An 18,600-nucleotide genomic window follows, 5' to 3' on the forward strand; every position below is an offset into this window, starting at 1 on the left:
CATTATTAAAGGCTGCGAGGGGCCGCAACGGAACGTCCGTTTTTCCAGTAAGCGACCTTGCATCCGCCCTATGCGCCCGGCTTGTCCGAGACTGTAAAGGTGCGCTAGCGTCGGCTAGGAAAGCGAGACTACGCGACTAGCCGCTGCAGCACCGCCGCATGGCTACTCGGCTGCTATTCTGACTCCGGACTTATTAACGAGCAGAACCGCGATTTCATCAACAGCCTGCGCCGCCCGTTTCAGGATCAGTTCGGAGCGCAGCACGCCATCTGTGAAGTCCTTATCGGTCGCGTAGACGGCTGTGGGCAGCGCGAAAGCCTCGAAGAAACCGAAAAGCGGCCTGAGCTGATGCTCGACGATCAAGGAATGGCGCTCGCCGCCTCCGGTGGCGGTGAGAACCACCGGCTTGCCTCTCAGCGCCGACGGATCGATCAGGTCGAAGAAATGCTTGAACAGCCCGGTATAGCTGCCCTTGTAGGTCGGCGAGCCTACGACGAGCACGTCCGCGGCAATGACGTCTGAAAGTATCGCCTGCGCCCGCGCGTCGAGGTCACGCGCCCATTTGGCGGTGCCCAACGACGGACCGACATCATCGATGTCATAGGTTCTGGAAGAGAGGCGGTGGCGGGTTGCGATGTCCTGCACGATGAGGTCGACGAAGGCGCGCGTCTTCGACGGGCGGGTGATATTGCCGGAAAAACCGACGATTGCTGGATTTGACATAGGGGCGGACTCCGGGGTGGCTCCTGGATTGATCTGTAGGCGGCTCGGCCGGGCCGCCGCTTGGGGAAACTTGGTCGACGCCGACGGGCTCGACGGAACGGCGCGATCAGCTCCAGGCGTGCAGCGGCGGCTTCTCGCCGTTGAGGAAATACTTGCCGAGGATCGAATATTTCCAGCGCACCGGATCATGCAGCGTGTGGGTGCGGGCATTGCGCCAGTGCCGGTCGAGATTGTGCTCGGCAAGCGTCGAGCGCGTTCCGGCAAGCTCGAACAGCTTGTTCGTCGCCGCAATCGCGATCTCGGTCGACAGGATCTTCGCCTCCGCCGTGACGACCTGGGCGTGCGCCACCGTCTCGGCGGTCGGCTCGGCGACGGCTGTGTCGATGGCGTGGCCGGCCTTTTCCAGCAGCGCCTGCGCGGCGTGCAGGCGAAGCGTCAGATCACCGATGGCCTGGATGGTGTAGGGATCGTCCCAGGCATTGTCGACGCCACTGTCGATCCAGGCACGGCTCTTGGTCCGGACGAACTGGACCGTCTCGTCGATCGCCGCCTGCGCGATGCCGGTGTCGACCGCGACCTGGATGATCTGGAAGATGGCGCCGTCGGCGGTCGGCTTGTCATAGCCCTTGTAGCCGGGCACGAGATGCGTCTTCGGCACCTTGACGTTGTCGATGATGACCGTGCCCGACAGCGTCGTGCGCTGTCCGAAGCTCGACCAGTCGTCGATCACCGTCAGGCCCGGCGCGCCGCGGTCGGCGATCGCGTACCAGGCGCGGCCCTCATCGTCGAGCGCCACGATCGGCACCAGATGCGCCAGAAGCGCCCCGGACGAATAGAACTTCTGGCCATTGACGACGACGTGGTCGCCGGCGTCGGTGAAGCGTGTCTCGAAATCGGCGGCGCGCTTGGAGCCGAATTCCGAGAAGGCGTTGCCGAACCGCGTGCCTTTCAGCACTTCGGGAAAGAGCACTGCCTGCTGGTCCTTGTCGGAGACGGTGCGGATGGCGGCGACGACGCCGAGATGGTTCTGCGCGATCTGTCCGATCGAGGAGTCGGCCGCCGAGATGATCTCGATCACCTTGGCTAGCGTCGCGTAGGACACTTCGGGGCCGCCGAACGCCTTCGGCACGTTGATCGACCACAGGCCGCTCTGCGAGAACTGATCGAGCTCGGCCACGGGCCAGACCCGGTCGCGGTCGCGCCGGGAGGAGTCCTTGACGAATTCGGCGGCGAGCCTCTGGGCGACCGCGATAGCCTCGGCGTCGTCCTTGATGATGTGCGCCGGCTCGGCTGGCCGCGCGACGGGTGGCACGGCGGCAGCAGCCCTGTCGGTCTTCACGTTGGACACAGTCATTTCATTCTCCTTCGGATTTCGGTTCAGGCGACGGCATGAAGATGGACGGCGGGCGCGGCGGGCGAAGCCTGCTGGCCGAGATAGAAGGCGCGCACGTCCTCGCGCTGGCGCAGCTCCGCCGCCGGTCCGGACAGGACGGAAACCCCGTTCTCGAGCACGGTGGCGTGGTCGGCATATCTGAGTGCGACGGCCGAGTTCTGCTCGGCGACCAGGATCGACAGGCCGGCCTCCCGGTTGAGCTTCCTCAGCGCCAGGAAGATGTCCTGGACGACCAGCGGCGCGAGCCCCATGGACGGCTCGTCGAGGACCAGCAGGCGGGGGCGTGACATCAGCGCCCGGCCGATGGCCGTCATCTGCTGCTCGCCGCCCGAGGTCAGCCCGGCAAGCGTGCGGCGCTTCTCGGCCAGCCGCGGAAAGAAGCCGTAGATCCGTTCGAGGTCCGGGTTGATCTCGGCGCGCCGGCCGCTGCGGCCGATGCCGCCGGAGACCAAATTCTCCTCGACGGTCAGGCTCTTGAAGCAGTGGCGCCCCTCCAGCACCTGGACGAGCCCGGCGCGCACGAGGTCGCCAGGCTTGCGGCGGGTGACGTCGCTTCCTTCGAAGCGGATCGCGCCGGCGTTGATCTGGCCGCGCTCGGCGGGCAGGAGGTTGGAGACCGCCTTCAGCGTCGTGCTCTTGCCGGCGCCGTTGGCACCGAGCAGCGCCAGGATCTCGCCGCGCCTGAGCTCGAAGCTGACGCCGTGCAGCGCGGTGATGGCGTGGTTGTAGGTGGCGTGGATTGTGTCCACGACAAGGATGACGTCATTGCCTGGCATCGCGTCTTTCCCGGTTGTTGCAAATGAGGTGACCGGGCGCCGGAACCTGGTCCGGCGCCCGCTCGAGTGGATCAGTTGGTAGCGGCTACCGCGTCGGCATCGGCGGCTGTGCGCAGCTTGATGCCCTTCTCCGCCGCGTAAGCCTCGGCCGACTTCTCGATGATCGGCCGCAGCAGCGCCCAGTCGGGGGCGATCCAGTCGGAGACGACGTTCCACTTCTTGCCGTCCCACTGCTGGAAGGTCACGTAGCCTTCGCCTTCGTGATTATCCCAGCTGACATTGATGGAGTGGAACAGGTCCTTGGCGCCGAGCGCCTCGACCTTGGCCGGATCGAGTTTGAGATGCTCGAAGCCCCAACGGACCTCGTCGCCGGTCAGCGTGCGATGGCCGAACTTCTCCTGCGCGATGCGGATGGCTTCGACATTGAGGATGCCGTTGACGATGCCGAGGTTGTGATAGACCGAGCCGATGCGCGACTTGTCCTCGAGGTTGCCCTTGCCGGCGTCGTAGACGGTCTTCACGATCTCCTTGACCACCGGATAGCTGTTGCCCGAGGCCTGCGTGGTGATGGCGGTGTAGCCCTTGGCGGCGTCGCCGGCGGGGATGACGTCTTCTTCCGAGTTCGACCAGACGTTGCCGATGATGTGGTCGACGGGATAGCCGACCTTCACGGCCGTCTTCAGCGCCACCGGGTTCATCACGCCCCAGCCGCGCAGGACGACGAAGTCCGGCTTGGCGCGGCGGATCGTCAGCCATTGCGATTGCTGCTCGTTGCCGGGATGCGGCACCTCGATCTGCTGCACGGTGAAGCCGTATTTCTGCGCCAGCAATTCATAAATCGGGATCGTCTCCTTGCCATAGGGCGAGCCGTGATAGAGCACGACGATCTTCTTGCCCTTCAGCTTGTCGATGCCGCCTTCCTTGGAGGCGATGTAGTTCACGATGCCGGACGTCTCGCTGTAGGGATTGAGCAGCAGCGGGAAGACGTAAGGGAACACACGCCCGTCGGTGGAGTCGGTGCGGCCGTGGTTGACCGTGATCAGCGGCACCTTGTCCGAAGTGATGCGGTCGATCATGGCGTAGGCGATGCCGACCGAGAGAGGGTTCCAGGCGGCGGCGCCGGCGTGGCTCTTCTGCCGCTCGTAGCACTCGACGCCGCGCTCGACCTCATACTGGGTCTCGCACTCGTCCCACGTCAGCTTGACGCCGTTGACGCCACCGTCGCGGGTGTTGATGAGGTTGAGATAGTCGATGAAGCCGCCGAAGAAGCCGGTGCCGCCGGCCGCATAGGGTCCGACGCGATAGCTCTGCAGCGGGAAATACTGCTCGTCGGCGTGGGCGGCCGGCAAGGCCACCGACACGGCCAGTGCCGCCGACAGCGCGACTGCCTTTACTGTGGTTAGGAAGGTCATGGTTGAGGTACTCCCGGTTTGGCCTTGTTCGGCCTTGGTTCATTTTCCGATGTCTGGTTGGTCGGGGCCGCTGCCCCGAGCCGGCTAGCTCGATTGCCAGGCGAGCAGGAGCCGTCTTCGGACCCTGTCCCACAGGGCGACCAGCCCATCGGGTTCCAGGATCAGAAAGAGGATGATCAGGGCGCCGAGCACGATGCGCTGGCTCATGTCGAGCACGCCTGAATCGAACACGTCGCCGAGCAGGAAATTGCCGAGGCGCGACAGCGCCAGCGGAAAGACCACGATGAGCGCCGCTCCGAGGAACGCGCCGCGTATCGAAGCGAGGCCGCCGATGATGATGATGAACAGGATCTGGAACGAGCGGTCGAGATTGAAGCCGGCCGGCTCGACGGTCCTGAGATACGCGAAGGCCCAGATGACGCCGGCGACGCCGATAATGAAGGACGAGATGGCGAAGGCGAGCAGCTTCGTCTTCAGCACCGGTATGCCGATGATGCGTGCCGCCGTCTCGTTGTCGCGGATGGCGATGAAGTTGCGCCCCGTCTGCGACTCGACCAGCCGGTAGGCGAGGAAGGTCAGGATGACGACGACGGTGAGCGCGAAGAGATAACGGCCGACCGCACCCTCGAACTCGAAGCCGGCGATAACAAGCCTGGGCGCGTCGATGACGCCCGAGGCCGAGTCGTTGGAGAACCAGCTGAACTTGGTCAGCGCCCATTGCACGAAGAACTGCGCGGCGAGCGTCGAGACAGCCAGGTAGAAGCCCCTGAGCCTCAGGCTTGGCAAGCCGAAGACGATGCCGATGGCGGCGGCGACGAGGCCGGAGAGGATGATGCTGGCGACGAGCGGCAGGCCTTCGATGCGCAGGTTGAAATTATAGGCCGCGAAAGCGCCTGCCGCCATGAAAGCAGCGCTGCCGAGCGACATCTGGCCGGCATAGCCGGTGAGGAGGTTCAGCCCGACGCCCGCCAGGCTGAGCGCCAGGAACGGCAGCAGGATCGCCTCGAACAGATAGGAGCCGCCGATGAGCGGCACGACCGTGTAGGCGAAGGCGACGAGGATCAACGGCGCCAGCCATTTCGGCAGGCCTGCGCCCGTGGACAATTCGGCTGCGGGCAATTCGGTTGCGATCGCGCTCATGGTCAGACCCTTTCGACAAGCTTCTGGCCGAACAGGCCGGAGGGACGGATCAGCAGGAAGACGAGCGCGACGACATAGGCGAACCAGCTTTCGATACCGCCGCCGAAATAGTCGCCGATGTAGACCTCTGCGAGCTTCTCGCTGGCGCCGATCAAGAGCCCGCCGACGATGGCGCCGAGGATGGAATCGAAGCCGCCGAGCACGAGCACGGGAAGCGCCTTCAGCACCACCAGCGACAGCGAGAACTGGACACCGAGACGCGCGCCCCACAGCAGCCCGGCCACCAGGGCGACAAGGCCGGCCGCGGCCCACACACTCGCCCAGATCAGCGGCAGCCTGAGGCCGACGGCAAGTGCCGCGAACTGGTCGTCGGCGACGGCGCGGAAGCTTAGGCCGATGCGGGTGTAGCGGAAGAACAGCGACAAGAGCAGCACCATGGCGGCGGCCACGGCGGCGGCGAAGATGTCGAACTGGCTGATCAGCACGCCGCCGACTTCCAGCGGCACGTCCTCGATGCCGAGCTCGAGGCCGTGCACCTGCGTGCCCCAGATGAGCTGGGCGGCGCCCTCGATGATGTAGGAGAGGCCGAGCGTGGCCATGAACAGCGTGATCGGCGGTTTGTTGGTCAGCGGCCGCAGCACCGCGCGCTCGATGCCGATGCCGAGCGCCACCATGATGGCGAAGGTGACAGCCAGCGCCAGCGCGAACGGAACGCCGCGCTCGACGAGGCTGACGAAGGTCAGAGCCGCGAAGAGCAGCAGCGCCCCTTGCGCGAAGTTCAGCACGCCGGAAGTCTTGTAGATCAGCACGAAGCCGATCGCGACCAGCGAGTACATGACACCTGAGAGCAGCCCCCCTGTCAGCACCTCGAGGAAGAACTGGTAGTCGAAATCGCCGATCATATGCCTGCCCCATCCTCATTGTCGGAGGCGACGCCGAGATAGGCATCGATTACGCGCTGATCGTTCCTGATCTCGTCGGGTGTGCCGTCGGCGATCTTGCGCCCGTAGTCGAGCACGGCGATGCGGTCCGAAAGGCCCATGACGACGCCGACATCGTGCTCGATCAGCACGACGGTTGTGGCGAAGCGGTCGCGGGCGGCGCGCACATAGGCCGCCATCTCGATCTTTTCGCCGGCGGTCATGCCGGCCATCGGCTCGTCGAGCAAAAGCAGGCGCGGCTCGGCGACCAGCGCGCGGGCAAGCTCGACCCGCTTCTGCAGGCCGTAGGGCAAGGTGCCGGCAAGCCGGTCGCGCACCGCGGTCAGATGCAGGAATTCGAGGATCTGGTCGGCGCGGCCGCGCTGCTCGGCCTGCTCGCGGCGCGAGCGGCCAAGCCCGAGGATCTGGCCGGCGAAGTTGGACCGCGTCTTGTAGGCAAGACCCGACGCGACATTGTCGAGGACGTTGAGACCCTTGAACAAAGCGAGGTTCTGAAATGTCCTGGCGACCCCCAAGCGCGCCAGACGCTGCGTCAGAACCTGAGCATAGCGCACGCCGTGCAGCGCGACATGGCCGCGATCGGCCCGGTAGACGCCGCTGATGACATTGATCAGCGAGCTCTTGCCGGCGCCGTTCGGCCCGATGATGGCGCGTATCTCGCCCGGTTCTACGGAAAGATCGACATCGGCCAGCGCCACCACGCCGCCGAAAGACAGACCGATGCCTTCCATCGCAAGCAGCGCCGGTGAAGCGTCGGCCGAAACCGGCTCGTCCTTGTGCGATGGCTGCCCATCCGACAGGCCTCGCGCCAGGATCTCCGGCGCATAGACCGAAGCCTCGGCCACTCCAAAGGCGTAGTTGGCGGTCGGCATCTGCGGGCGTCCTCGGCGTTTCGTGGCGAAGCCCGTTGCCGCCCGAAGGCTCGGGCGTGCAGGGCAATCGCGATTTCCAATGACGGTTGATTATTCGGCGGCGAGAACCGTTTCGGCCTGCCTTGCTTCCAGCTCGCGCACAAGCGGGATGACGTGCTTGCCGAAATACTCGACCTCTTCCTGGAAATGCAGGAAGCCGAGCAGGATAAGATCGGCGCCGGCGCGCTTCAGCTCGACGATGCGCTCGGCCACCTGCCTCGGCGTGCCGATCAGGTTCGAGCGGAAGCCGTCATTGTACTGCACTAGGTCGTCGAAGGACGATTTCGCCCAGTTGCCCTCGCCTTCCGGCGAGGCTTTGCCGGCGTTCTTGACCTCGTGGCCGAAGGCGTTGACCGCTTCCGGATTGGCCTTGGCGATGATCTCGGCCAGCACGGCCTTCGCCTCTTCCTCGGTCTTGCGCACGATGGCGAAGGCGTTAACGCCGACCTTGACCGAATGGTCGTTGGCCTTGGCCTTGGCCTGGATGTCGTCGACCTGCCTGGCGATCCCCTCCGGCGTATTGCCGTTGGTGAAATACCAGTCGGACACGCGGGAGGCCATGTCGCGGGCCGCGCGCGACGAGCCGCCCTGGAAGATTTCCGGCAGCGGCTGCGGCGGCTTCGGCTTCAGCGAGTACTGGTTGAAGCGGTAGAAGTCGCCGCGGAAGGTGAAACTGTCCTCGGTCCAGATTCCGCGCAGCGCGCGGATGAACTCTTCCGAGCGCCGATAGCGTTCGTCATGGTCGAGCCAGTGCTCGCCGATGGCGTGGAACTCGCCGCGGAACCAGCCGGAGACGAGATTGATGGCGACACGGCCATTGGTCAGGTAGCTGATGGTGGCGAGCTGCTTGGCGGCCAGCGCCGGATTCCACGGACCGGGCAGGATCGCTGCGATCACCTTCAGGCTTGTGGTGGCGGCAAGCAGGTCATGGCTGAACGACACCGATTCATGCTGCTCGTCGGCGCCGTAGCCGGCGGTGAAGCGTATCTGGCTCAACGCATAATCGAAGCCGGCCTTCTCGGCGATCTGGGCCAGCTTGCGGTTGTACTCCGCCGAATGATTGGTCCTCTGCTCGATGTTCGAGATGACGAGCCCGCCCGAGACGTTCGGTACCCAATAGGCGAATTTGACTGCGTCGCGATCGTTCTGTGGCATGAAAATCTCCCGGCTTGGCCTGTCCCAACAATTGGTCCGGCGGTGGCCGAACGTGCGGACAATTATTAGTCTATTGAGTATATATACAAAGTAGGATTTTCCGTTTTCACGGCCACGCCCGGACGGAAATACCAATTCGCACAGCCGCATCCGTTGCGGATTTTCAGCCCGCGGCCGGGATCGAAGGCAGGGCGCCGAGCCGGCCTTCGATTTCCGAGGCGACCGCCTGCGCATGGCGAGCGACTTCCGGCAGCCCCATCAACTCGCCAAAAGTGCCGCGCGCCAGCGGACCGGCGACGAACAGCCCCGCAAGCGGCGCGCCCTTAGGGCCGACGGCACGGCTATCGAGGCCTGTTTCTATGCCGAGCCCATGACGATCGGCCCTGATCAGGCCGGCCTCGGCAAGCGAACGCAACGCGGGGTTGAGGTGGAGCGCCTTGCCATGCGCCGGTCCCGTGGTGTTCACCACGGTGTCGAATTGCAGCGTCTCGATCTGCTTTTGGCCGCGCCGCCGCAGGCTAACCGCCAGGCGATCCCCGTCCTGCTTCGAGGCCACCAGACTGGCCGCGATGTTGTCGAACGTGCCCTCGGCACGGCGGCGCTCGAGCACGCTGGCGACCTGCGGCGCGATCCTGAAGCGATGCACGTCCCAGAAGACGCGCAGCCGGCGCACCAGCCGCATGCGTTCTTCAGTGCCGAGCGCAGACCACACCAGCGGTCCCTGCAAGCGAAGCTGATCGAAGACCGACTGCCAGTTGACGCCGGCGGCCTCGGCTGCCGCCAATGTCGAACGAACGCGCTCGAGCAATGCAAGCGCGGTGCTGGCCGGCGCCGAGACGAAATCGCCGAACGGTTCGCCGCGAACATCCGGATGCCCGCGCGAGCGCAGCCCATGCCGCGACACGGCCAGGATGCGGCCGCGATGGCCGCGGCGGTCGAGCTCGGCGACGGTGTCGGCCGAGGTCAGGCCGGAGCCGACGATCAACACCGACGCCCCGGGAGCGATCGAACCGAGCGCATCCCGGGCATACACATCGGCAACGAAGCCGCGCGTGGCGGCGACCGGCTTCAGGAAGGCAGGAACATCGGGCGACGGGTGCGTCATGGCAAGAACGACCACGTCGGCCGAGATCGGCTGATCCGAGGTGAAAACAGTCCAGCCGCCGTCGCTGCTGCGCCTCACCTTCCGCACGTCGTCACGCAGGTGGCGGACCGCTCCAGTCTCGACAAAAGGCGCCAGCTGTTCGGCGACATAGCGGCCGAAGACCCGCCGCCTCGGAAAGACGTCGCCGTTGCGCCAGACCGAGTCCGGATCGCGCCCGACTTCACCGTCGTGGGCGAGCCAGCGCAAGAAATGCTCGGGCTCGTCCGGGACCAGGCTCATCCTGGCCGCGGGAACGTTGACGCGATGCGACGGCTCCTCGCTGGAATAGGCTAGCCCGCCACCCAGGAACGGGCGCGGCTCGATCACCGTGACGGATGCATGCGGACGCTGCCTGGCCAGGTGCCAGGCAACGGCCGCGCCCGAGAAACCGCCACCGAGGATGGCGATATGGCTTCGCGGCCGGGGCGGCAGCGCGTTCACGATGCGCTGGCGAGCGATTTCGGCCGATGGTCGCCGGCGATGGTCTCGCCGAACGGACCCGTATTGACGGAGGAACCTGCGACCTTGACCAGGTGGTCGGTCGGCAAATGCGGCAGCACCAGCTCGCCGAAGCGATAGGCTTCCTCGAGATGCGGATAGCCCGACAGGATGAAGGTGTCGATGCCAAGCCGGCGGTACTCGTCGATGCGCTGGGCGATCGTGGCGGGATCGCCGACAAGTGCCGTGCCGGCGCCGCCCCGCACCAGCCCGACGCCGGCCCAGAGGTTCGGCGCGATCTCAAGCTTCGACCGGTCGCCGCCATGCAGCGCGCTCATTCGCGCCTGGCCGACAGAGTCCATGCGGGCAAACACCTTCTGCGCCGAGGCGATGGTCGCATCGTCGAGCCGGCTGATCAGCCGGTCGGCGGCCGCCCAGGCTTCCGCCGTCGTCTCGCGGGCGATGACATGCAGGCGGATGCCGAAGGAGAGCTTGCGGCCCGCCTTGTCGGCGAGCTTGCGCACGCCGTCGAGCTTACGCTCGACATCGGCCGGCGGCTCGCCCCAGGTCAGGTACTTGTCGATTTCCTCGGCAGCCACGACGGACCCGGCGTCGGACGAGCCGCCGAAATAGAGCGGCGGATAGGGCGCCTGGACCGGCGGGAACAGCAGCCGGCCATCCTCGATGTGGAAATGCCGGCCCTCGTGCTCGACCGTCTCGCCACGCAGCAGCCGCTTGTAGACCTGCAAGAACTCCTGCGTCACCTCGTAGCGCTCGGCATGCGACAGGAAGATGCCGTCGCCCTTGTTTTCAAGCGGATCGCCGCCGGTGACCACGTTGATCAGCAGCCGGCCGTTGGAGATGCGGTCGAGCGTCGCCGTCATGCGCGCGGCAAGCGTCGGCGATTGCAGGCCCGGCCGCACCGCGACCAGGAAGCGCAGCCGTTTCGTCAGCGGCGCCAGCGCTGAGGCGACGACCCAGGAATCCTCGCATGATCTACCGGTCGGCAAAAGCACACCATAGTAGCCAAGCGTGTCGGCCGCTTGCGCCACCTGGGTCAGATAGTCGAGATCGACCGCCCTGCCACCTTCGGATGTTCCGAGATATCGGCTATCGCCATGCGTCGGCAGGAACCACAGCACCTTGATGCGATCGGGAATTTCGGCACTCATGTCTATTGTTCTCAAGAGACTAACTCCAGTTCGTGACAGCGGCTAACTGCTATCATCAAGCATAAAGTCTAGGATTGTTGAGATTGTACCTTCTATTTCGGGGCTGGATCCTGGAATTCTTTATCAAACACCTGATTTTCCTGCGGAATGGCAGCGAGCGCTAACCAACGAGTTGAGCGTCATCGCGTTAACGTCTTCGGCGCCGGGGTATCTCCCCGCCGGTTGGAAGACGGTTCTAGGCGACGGTTATGATTTGGTAGACGAACAACCTTGCGAGTTGGACTCGCAAGCCGGAATTGTTTTCTGCGCATCGGGGGGGGGGGCGGATCCGGTCGACGAGGTCACTGCGACCAGTACTGCCAGGCCCAGTAAAAACTTTCGTCGCGTGGCGGCAGGCGATCGCGCCCGGGGTCCAGCCGCACCGGCGCCGGCGATTTCGGTTCGTTCAGCGGCGTCTCCGACGCCACGGCTTCCTTTGTGCTGGCAAGCAGCCAGTCGCCGACCTGGGCGAAAAGCACGGCGGTGGAATGGTTCATCATCATTCTCCTTGTTTCGCTCAGTCCTTGCCCGCCCAGGGAACCAGCGCGCGCTCGACCCTGCGGATGACGAACTCCAGCGCGAAGGCGATGGTCGCGATCACCAGGATGCCCATCACCACCACGTCGGTCACCAGGAACTGCGCCGCCGACTGGATCATGAAGCCTAGCCCGCGTGTGGCCGCCACCAGTTCGGCGGCCACCAGCGTCGACCAGCCGGCGCCGAGCGCGATGCGCAGGCCGGTGAGGATCGAGGGCAAGGCGCTGGGCAGCATGACATGGCGAACGACCTGCCTCCGCGTCGCGCCGAGCGAACGCGCTGCGTCGATGCGCTCGCGCGAGACGCCGCGCACCCCGGCGGCGGTCGACAGCGCCACCGGCGCCAGCATGGCGATCGCGATCACCAGGATCTTCGACGATTCTCCAATGCCGAACCAGATGACGATCAGCGGCAGATAAGCGAGCGGCGGGATCGGGCGCAGGAATTCGAGCAGCGGATCGAAGACGCCGCGCCCGATCTGGCTGATGCCGATGGCGAGCCCGACCGGAACGCCGATGACGATGGCCGCGATCAGCGCCGCGAACACGCGCCAGAGGCTGGCGGCGACATGCTGGAGCAGCGTCGCATCGACGAAACCCTCGCGGGCGACTGTGACGAACTTTGCCCAGACGGCGGCGGGCGACGGGAGGAAGACCGGTGACACCAGCTGCAGCTCGGCCGATGCAGCCCATGCCGCCAACAGCGCAAGAAGGGTGATCGCGCTGATCAGGCGCGCTGAAACGCCCCTGCGGTTCCGCCGCGGCCGCGACCATGGCACCGACAGGGCGTCATTCTCGCCGGCCCTTGCTGCCGGCCGCTCCGTGTAGCTGCCAACGCTCATGCCGGCTCTCCTTCGAAAATCGTGTCAGTCAACTCGGCGCGGGCTGCGGCGAAAGCCGGATCCGCCTTGATCGCGCGGATCGGCTCGCCGCCGGCATAACGCCGGCCGAATTCGGTCTCGAAGCTGCGCACGACATGGCCGGGTCCCGGCGCCAGCACGACGATACGGGTGGCAAGCACCAGCGCTTCCTCGATGCCGTGTGTGACCATCAGCACGCCGACTTCGGCAGCCGCCCACAGATCGAGCAGCGTCGTCTGCATGCGCTCGCGCGTCAGCGCGTCGAGCGCGCCGAGCGGCTCATCGAGGAGAAGAAATTCCGGCTCGGCAGCAAGCGCGCGCGCCAAGCCGACGCGCTGGCGCATGCCGCCGGAAAGTTCCCAAATTCGCTTGTCGCCGGCACTGTCGAGCTTGACGAGCTTGAGCAATTCGTCGGCGTGCCGCGCCCGCTTCTCGGCGCTCACGCCGCGCAGCTTGAGCGCGAAGGCGACGTTTTCGCGCGCGGTCAGCCAAGGAAACAGCGCATCATTCTGGAACACCACGGCGCGGTCTGGCCCGGGCGCGGTGATCGGCTGGCCGGCGATCGTGGCCCGGCCACGCGCCGGCTCCACCAGTCCGGCGGCGACGTTGAGCAGCGAGGTCTTGCCGCAGCCTGAGCGGCCGACCAGCACGACGAAGTCGCCCCTGCCGGATTCGCTTTTGCCGATGTCGATCGAGACACGCTCGACCGCGGGGGCCGGCTGGCCGTCATAATGCACGGTGACGTTATCGAGCGTCAGATGCGGCATTGGACTCAACACTCTTCTGCTGGATCGAACGAGGGGCGCCTGTCCCGAACCTGCTCCTCGTAAGCGGTCCGGGACAGGCAGACGCACGGCCAGCGAAGAGGGCCGTGCGAGCTCGCTGCATCAGTTCGAGGCGAGCGCCTCGATGGCATATTTGGCCGTCGCGTATTTCGAGTAGTCGGGAAGCACCGCGTCGATCTTGCCCTGCTCCTTGAGGAAGGCGGACGTCGCCGCGATCGCCTTGACCGTGGCGCCGCCAAGGAACTTGTCGGAGGCCTGCTCGTCGAGCGTCGGGAAGACATAGCCTTTGAGCAGTTCCGGAACCTCTTCGAGCTTGGCGCCGGTGAGCTTGGCGATCTTGCCAGCTTCGGGCGAAGAGACCGACCAGGCCTCGGGGTTGGCCAAGTATCGGGCATAGGCCTCACCGGTGACCTTGACGAAACCGCGCACCACATCTGGATGTTTTTCCGCGAAGTCGGTGCGCACGATCCAGGCGTCGAAGGTCGGCGCGCCCCAGGCGGCGACCTGCGAGGAATCCAGTACCACCTTGCCGGTCGTCTTGATCTGGCCGAGCGCCGGGTCCCAGACATAAGCCCCGTCGATGTCGCCGCGTGCGAAGGCGGCGGCGATCTCAGGCGGCCTGAGGTTGAGGATCTCGACCGACTTCGGATCGACGTTCTCATGCTTGAGCGCGGCGAGCAGGCTGTAATGCGTCGTCGAGACGAACGGCACCGCCACCTTCTTGCCGGCGAGGTCGGCGATCTTCTCGATGCCGGCGCCGTTGCGGGCGACCAGCGCTTCCGATTCGCCGATGAGGCCGACGACGAAGATGGTCTGGATCGGCAGCTCGCGGCTGGCGGCGGCGGCCAGCGGGCTCGACCCGACATAGCCGATGTCGACCGAGCCGGAGGCGACGGCGGCGATCACGTCGGCGCCGGAATCGAATTTCCGCCAGTCGATCGCGGCCTTGGTCGCTTTCTCGTAATCGCCGTCGGCCTGCGGCACCTTTGAAGGCTCAACCACCGTCTGGTAGCCGATGGTGATTTTTAGGTCTTCCGCCGCGGCCGGGCCGAGCAGGGCGGCGCCCGCGAGCGCGGCGGACGACAGAAGCAGAATGCGTCGTGAAAGGATTGACATTGAAAGGCTCCATAACCCCGAGAAGGTGAATTGCCGTTCTATCGTCGCTTAAGTCTATAAGGTTTGTAGAGTTAGATAATTCCAACGTAGGAGCCTTTATTGGAAAAGTGTCGCCCGCACGGGCGGTTCGGAAGCGCAAAAGGACAGTTGCGAATGCTCGGCTAGATCTCGTCGCAGGTGTTCGAGATTGGCTGAAAGGCCCACCGCCTCGCCGTCCTCGGCCTTGACCCGAGGATCCATGCCGTGACCGTTACTTTAGGGTGCAACGGTGCAGAATTCTGAAATGTGCAGCGCCCCGATGTATCGGAATGGAGACGCTTCGCGACGCATCGACGCTAGCGCTGATGCGGCCCTCCCACGAGCGATCCATGAACGAAAATTCTCGCAGCCCTTCATCTGGGCAAATCCATGCCTCAAAGGTAGCGGCAATTGGAAAGCTGCCTTCGTGTTTAGCTCGATTAGTATAGTAATCTTATCAACATTGGGAGTGAGAGAACGATGCGCGATCTTCTGAACACCGTCCCGGCGATCGTTCGCGGCCTCCAGCCGAGGCCGCCAGCGGCGACGGCTGCAGGCCGATCGAGTTAAGTCACGTTCGGCCAGCAGCCATGGTTGGACGCGGCAACTCCATCGTCATTGTCGGCGGCGGCGCCAGCGGCGTCGTGCTGGCCGCGCATCTTTTGAAATCGCCGAATCCCGATCTGCGCGTCGCGCTGATCGAGAGGCGTCCGCATTTCGGGCAGGGCATGGCCTATTCGACGCTGCTTTCCGCGCATGTGCTCAATGTCAACGCCTCCGGCATGAGCGCCTATGCCGACGATCCGACCAATTTCGCGCGCTGGGTGCTGGACCGCGGTCTCGCCCAGCCGGATCAGGGCCCGTTCTACGCGCCGCGCAGCCTTTATGCCCGCTATCTGAAGGACTTGCTCGACGAACTCGAGGCCCGCGAGCGCGACAGCGGCCGCTTGCGGCTGATCCGCGAGGAGAGCCTGTCGATCTCGCCGACCCCGTCGGGCGTCGAGGTGGCCTTGGTCAACGGCATCAGCGTCGTCGGTCATCTTGCCGTTTTGGCCACCGGCCATGACGAGCAGCCGGGCGCTTTCCAGGGTCGCGCCATCCGCATGGGTTCGGAGGCGGACACCGCGCTCGACCCAGAGGCTACTGTCCTGGTGCTCGGCACGGGCTTGAGCATGGTCGACGCTTTCCTGTCGCTCGAGCAGCGAGGCCATCGCGGCGAGATCATAGCTGTGTCGCGGCGCGGCCTGCTGCCCTCGCCGCATCGCAAGGGCAATCCGATCAAGCTCGACGTCGCCGACATTCCGCTCGGCACCCAGCTTTCTTATTTCGTCGGCTGGTTCCGCAACCTGATCCGCGAGAACCAGAAGGCCGGCGGCGATTGGCGCGACGTCGTCGATGGCCTGAGGCCTTTCAACCAGAAGATCTGGCAGAACTGGCCGTCTTCGGCCAAGCGCCGCTTTGTCGAGCACACCAAAGCCTGGTGGGACATTCACCGCCACCGCATAGCGCCAGAGGTCTATGCGCGCGTCACCGAAGCGGTCCGCTCGGGCCGCATCCGCCTCGTCGCCGGCCGGGTCGTGGAGATCGAGCTGGAGTTCACCGTTCGGATCCAACAGCGCGGCACGCAGGCGCTCGAAACGCTCGAAGTCGCCCGTATCTATGACTGCATGGGCATCGCCCGCGATATTTCGAAGACGTCGAACGGCGTCGTGCGCTCGCTGGTCGAGCGCGGCCTGGCGCGGCCCGACCCGCTTCACCTCGGCCTCGACGTCACCGCCAATTGCGAGTTGGTCGCGGCCGACGGCACGGTGTCATCCAAGATCCTCGCGATTGGACCGCTGACGCGCGGCACTTTCTTCGAAATCGACGCCATCCCCGACATTCGCGTCCAGTGCGCAAAGCTCAGCAAGCAATTGCTGGGTTCGGATTGAACCCGATGGCCGGCAGGCCAGAGCGACTGCCTTGAAAGACAAGCGCCCTGCCATGGTTTTTGATCCCGGGTGATGGCGTTGAGGATGGTCAGCAGCTTTCTGGCTGTGCAATGACGCCGACGATTTTGGCTTGCCCTTGGCGACAAGCTTGTATGAAGCATTCGGTAGGCAGGGTCGTGTCCTAGGCATATTGCAGTCTGGGCACGACTCCGCGCCGATCGACCGGCGCAGCAACGCTAACGCCGATTGTTCTCGAAGGCACCTACCCCTTGCGCGATCAGGTTGGTGGCCATCACCAGCGAGACGATCGCGCCCGAGTTGAAGACCACCACCCACCATTTGCCGCCGGTGAGGAAGCCATAGCCATCGGCGATCGCAAGGCCCCAATCCGCCGAGGGCGGCTGGATGCCGAGGCCGAGAAAGCTCAACGTCGCGATCGAAAAGAAAGCGTACCCCAGCCGGGTGACGAGTTCGATCAGGGTCGTCTCGCGGATGTTGGGCAGGATCTCCAGCGCCATGATGGCGAACGCGTTCTCGCCGCCCAGGCGAGCGGCGCTGACATATTCGCGTTCGCGCTGCTCGCGCACCGCGGCGCGCACGGTTCTTGCCACCAGCGGCGCATAGGCGATGGCGATCACCAAAATGACCGTGAGGTTCGAGGGTCCGAGCGCAACCAGTGTCATGGTGACGAGCACGATGAAGGGAAAGGCCATCAGCGTGTCGAGCAGCCTGGCGCCTATGGCATCGACCAGGCCATCGAAATAGCCGAGCACCAGACCGATGATCGTGCCCGCGGCGACGCCGCCCAATGTCGCCAACGGCGCCACCAGCAGGATGTCGCGCGATCCGACGATGATGCGGGAAAAGACGTCGCGGCCGAGCTGGTCGGTGCCGAACCAGTGCGTCACGTCCGGCGGCGTCAACGTCGCGAGGAAATCCTCGGCGTAGGGATCGAACGGCACGAGCCGGTCGCCGAACAGGGCGCAGGCGATCCAGAACAGCAGGATCAGCGATCCGACAACGACGGACGGCGGCAGGCCGCGAACGGCACGGCTTAACCGGCTGACGACCCGCGGGAAAAAAGATGCGCGCGCCGGCGCCGGAAACTCCAGCAGGTCCATCATAGCGACGCCCGCCGCCGCTGCCGCGGATCGAGCAGCGCCTGAACGAGATCGCCTGCCGCGGCCGACAGGACGAAGATCGTCGCCATGACCAGCACGCCGGCCTCAAGCATGGGAAAGTCGCGTGACTTGGCAGCGTTGAGCACGAGATTGCCGAGGCCCTGGATGCCGAACAGGGCTTCGATCACCACGAGACCGCCGAGCATATAGCCGCTCTGGGTCGCGAGCACCGCGATGGTCGGCGTCAGCGCATTGGGCAAGACGTGGCGGACAATGACCTGCGAACGGTCAAGGCCTTTCAGCGTCGCCGTGCGCGTGTAGTCGGCGGCCAGGGCCTCGACCACGCCGGCCCGCGTCATGCGCGCCAGATAGCCGGTGAGGTTCAGCACCAACGGCAAAGCCGGCAGGATGAGATAGTAGCCGCTTGTCCAGAAGCCGGCGCCGTCCGGCGCGGCGCCGGTGATCGGGAACCAGCTCAGCCACAGGCCGAAGACCATGAGCAGCAACAGGCCGGATACGAAATCGGGAACGATGCCGAAGGAGACGCCGGCAAGCACGATCAGCCGGTCGATCAGGCGGCCCTGGTTTAGACCCGCAATGATGCCCGCGCCTACGCCCACCGGTACAAGCAACAGCAGGATGATGCCGGCAAGTGCTGCCGAGCGGCCGAGGCTTGCCAGCACGAAAGGCGCGACCGGCGCCCGCATCGACAGTGACGTGCCGAAATCGCCTGTCAGCGCCCGGCTGAACCAGTGCCAGTATTGCACCAGCACCGGCTGATCGGCGCCAAGCTGCCTGTTCAGCGCCGCGACGGCTTGAGCATCCGCGAACGGGCCAAGCATGATGCGGCCGACATCGCCGGGCAGGACCTGCCCGGCGAGGAAGACCAGCACGCTGACCAGCCACAAGGTGAACAGGAGCGATGCCGTCCGCGTAGACAAGGTACGGCCGGTCAGCATCGGGTTCCGGGACCCCGGCCGGCTTGGCGT

17 protein-coding genes are annotated in these 18,600 nt (G+C 65.2%); 1 reads left to right on the forward strand and 16 read right to left on the reverse strand.

Annotated features, from left to right (window positions below; genetic code table 11):
- Positions 1-162: 162 nt before the first annotated feature.
- The 14 genes from msuE to tauA all read right to left on the reverse strand — a co-directional run bounded on the left by msuE (position 163) and on the right by tauA (position 14,541).
- Positions 163-723 carry an FMN reductase gene (gene msuE / locus EJ073_RS14575; RefSeq protein WP_126056342.1) on the reverse strand — a complete coding sequence of 187 codons (561 nt, stop codon included), beginning with the start codon at positions 721-723 and terminating at the stop codon, positions 163-165.
- Between the two features lie 106 nt (positions 724-829).
- A complete protein-coding gene (locus EJ073_RS14580; protein WP_126056343.1) occupies positions 830-2,077 on the reverse strand; it encodes an SfnB family sulfur acquisition oxidoreductase in 1,248 nt (415 codons plus the stop codon).
- Between the two features lie 23 nt (positions 2,078-2,100).
- Positions 2,101-2,892, reverse strand: coding sequence for an ABC transporter ATP-binding protein (locus EJ073_RS14585; RefSeq protein WP_126056344.1), 792 nt, complete (start codon positions 2,890-2,892; stop codon positions 2,101-2,103).
- A gap of 71 nt (positions 2,893-2,963) precedes the next feature.
- Positions 2,964-4,304, reverse strand: a complete 1,341-nt coding sequence (locus EJ073_RS14590) for an ABC transporter substrate-binding protein (RefSeq protein WP_126056345.1) — start codon at positions 4,302-4,304, stop codon at positions 2,964-2,966.
- An 84-nt stretch (positions 4,305-4,388) separates the two neighbouring features.
- A complete protein-coding gene (locus tag EJ073_RS14595) occupies positions 4,389-5,444 on the reverse strand; it encodes a branched-chain amino acid ABC transporter permease (RefSeq protein ID WP_126056346.1) in 1,056 nt (351 codons plus the stop codon).
- A gap of 2 nt (positions 5,445-5,446) precedes the next feature.
- Positions 5,447-6,343, reverse strand: coding sequence for a branched-chain amino acid ABC transporter permease (locus EJ073_RS14600; RefSeq protein ID WP_189341517.1), 897 nt, complete (start codon positions 6,341-6,343; stop codon positions 5,447-5,449).
- Positions 6,343-7,257 carry an ABC transporter ATP-binding protein gene (locus tag EJ073_RS14605; RefSeq protein ID WP_126056348.1) on the reverse strand — a complete coding sequence of 305 codons (915 nt, stop codon included), beginning with the start codon at positions 7,255-7,257 and terminating at the stop codon, positions 6,343-6,345. Before EJ073_RS14605 ends, EJ073_RS14600 begins: the two co-directional genes overlap by 1 nt.
- 90 nt (positions 7,258-7,347) lie before the next feature.
- Entirely contained in the window at positions 7,348-8,451 is a 1,104-nt protein-coding gene (sfnG, locus tag EJ073_RS14610; RefSeq protein ID WP_126056349.1) for a dimethylsulfone monooxygenase SfnG, read from the reverse strand.
- 163 nt (positions 8,452-8,614) lie between these two features.
- The gene (locus EJ073_RS14615; RefSeq protein WP_126056350.1) at positions 8,615-10,036 is read right to left on the reverse strand and encodes an FAD/NAD(P)-binding protein; all 1,422 of its coding nucleotides are present in this window, start codon (positions 10,034-10,036) and stop codon (positions 8,615-8,617) included.
- On the reverse strand, positions 10,033-11,205 hold the full coding sequence (ssuD, locus tag EJ073_RS14620) for an FMNH2-dependent alkanesulfonate monooxygenase (RefSeq protein WP_126056351.1): 1,173 nt from the start codon (positions 11,203-11,205) through the stop codon (positions 10,033-10,035). Before ssuD ends, EJ073_RS14615 begins: the two co-directional genes overlap by 4 nt.
- A gap of 341 nt (positions 11,206-11,546) precedes the next feature.
- Positions 11,547-11,741 (reverse strand): hypothetical protein, encoded by a 195-nt coding sequence (locus EJ073_RS14625; protein ID WP_126056352.1) that lies wholly within the window; start codon positions 11,739-11,741, stop codon positions 11,547-11,549.
- Between the two features lie 20 nt (positions 11,742-11,761).
- On the reverse strand, positions 11,762-12,622 hold the full coding sequence (gene tauC, locus EJ073_RS14630; RefSeq protein WP_126056353.1) for a taurine ABC transporter permease TauC: 861 nt from the start codon (positions 12,620-12,622) through the stop codon (positions 11,762-11,764).
- Positions 12,619-13,407, reverse strand: coding sequence for a taurine ABC transporter ATP-binding protein (locus EJ073_RS14635; RefSeq protein WP_126056354.1), 789 nt, complete (start codon positions 13,405-13,407; stop codon positions 12,619-12,621). The genes tauC and EJ073_RS14635 overlap by 4 nt, the downstream gene beginning before the upstream one ends.
- 120 nt (positions 13,408-13,527) lie before the next feature.
- Positions 13,528-14,541 carry a taurine ABC transporter substrate-binding protein gene (gene tauA, locus EJ073_RS14640; RefSeq protein WP_126056355.1) on the reverse strand — a complete coding sequence of 338 codons (1,014 nt, stop codon included), beginning with the start codon at positions 14,539-14,541 and terminating at the stop codon, positions 13,528-13,530.
- 608 nt (positions 14,542-15,149) lie between these two features.
- On the opposite strand from tauA, the gene EJ073_RS14645 reads away from it, so the two are divergent.
- Positions 15,150-16,490 carry an FAD/NAD(P)-binding protein gene (locus EJ073_RS14645; RefSeq protein ID WP_126056356.1) on the forward strand — a complete coding sequence of 447 codons (1,341 nt, stop codon included), beginning with the start codon at positions 15,150-15,152 and terminating at the stop codon, positions 16,488-16,490.
- Between the two features lie 236 nt (positions 16,491-16,726).
- Here EJ073_RS14645 and EJ073_RS14650 read toward each other — a convergent pair whose 3' ends face one another.
- Together EJ073_RS14650 and EJ073_RS14655 are read right to left on the reverse strand one after the other, a co-directional pair.
- A complete protein-coding gene (locus EJ073_RS14650) occupies positions 16,727-17,614 on the reverse strand; it encodes an ABC transporter permease (RefSeq protein ID WP_126056357.1) in 888 nt (295 codons plus the stop codon).
- The gene (locus EJ073_RS14655) at positions 17,611-18,570 is read right to left on the reverse strand and encodes an ABC transporter permease (protein WP_126056358.1); all 960 of its coding nucleotides are present in this window, start codon (positions 18,568-18,570) and stop codon (positions 17,611-17,613) included. The genes EJ073_RS14650 and EJ073_RS14655 overlap by 4 nt, the downstream gene beginning before the upstream one ends.
- Positions 18,571-18,600: the final 30 nt, after the last annotated feature.

The sequence above is a fragment of the Mesorhizobium sp. M4B.F.Ca.ET.058.02.1.1 genome, from assembly GCF_003952505.1.
Classification (GTDB): Bacteria; Pseudomonadota; Alphaproteobacteria; order Rhizobiales; family Rhizobiaceae; genus Mesorhizobium.

Coding starts and splice junctions, on each gene's coding strand:
- msuE (WP_126056342.1), bottom strand. CDS start 723: ATGTCAAATCCAGCAATCGTCGGTTTTTCCGGCAATATCACCCGCCCG.
- EJ073_RS14580 (WP_126056343.1), bottom strand. CDS start 2,077: ATGACTGTGTCCAACGTGAAGACCGACAGGGCTGCTGCCGCCGTGCCA.
- EJ073_RS14585 (WP_126056344.1), bottom strand. CDS start 2,892: ATGCCAGGCAATGACGTCATCCTTGTCGTGGACACAATCCACGCCACC.
- EJ073_RS14590 (WP_126056345.1), bottom strand. CDS start 4,304: ATGACCTTCCTAACCACAGTAAAGGCAGTCGCGCTGTCGGCGGCACTG.
- EJ073_RS14595 (WP_126056346.1), bottom strand. CDS start 5,444: ATGAGCGCGATCGCAACCGAATTGCCCGCAGCCGAATTGTCCACGGGC.
- EJ073_RS14605 (WP_126056348.1), bottom strand. CDS start 7,257: ATGCCGACCGCCAACTACGCCTTTGGAGTGGCCGAGGCTTCGGTCTAT.
- sfnG (WP_126056349.1), bottom strand. CDS start 8,451: ATGCCACAGAACGATCGCGACGCAGTCAAATTCGCCTATTGGGTACCG.
- ssuD (WP_126056351.1), bottom strand. CDS start 11,205: ATGAGTGCCGAAATTCCCGATCGCATCAAGGTGCTGTGGTTCCTGCCG.
- EJ073_RS14625 (WP_126056352.1), bottom strand. CDS start 11,741: ATGAACCATTCCACCGCCGTGCTTTTCGCCCAGGTCGGCGACTGGCTG.
- tauC (WP_126056353.1), bottom strand. CDS start 12,622: ATGAGCGTTGGCAGCTACACGGAGCGGCCGGCAGCAAGGGCCGGCGAG.
- EJ073_RS14635 (WP_126056354.1), bottom strand. CDS start 13,407: ATGCCGCATCTGACGCTCGATAACGTCACCGTGCATTATGACGGCCAG.
- tauA (WP_126056355.1), bottom strand. CDS start 14,541: ATGTCAATCCTTTCACGACGCATTCTGCTTCTGTCGTCCGCCGCGCTC.
- EJ073_RS14645 (WP_126056356.1), top strand. CDS start 15,150: ATGGTTGGACGCGGCAACTCCATCGTCATTGTCGGCGGCGGCGCCAGC.
- EJ073_RS14650 (WP_126056357.1), bottom strand. CDS start 17,614: ATGATGGACCTGCTGGAGTTTCCGGCGCCGGCGCGCGCATCTTTTTTC.
- EJ073_RS14655 (WP_126056358.1), bottom strand. CDS start 18,570: ATGCTGACCGGCCGTACCTTGTCTACGCGGACGGCATCGCTCCTGTTC.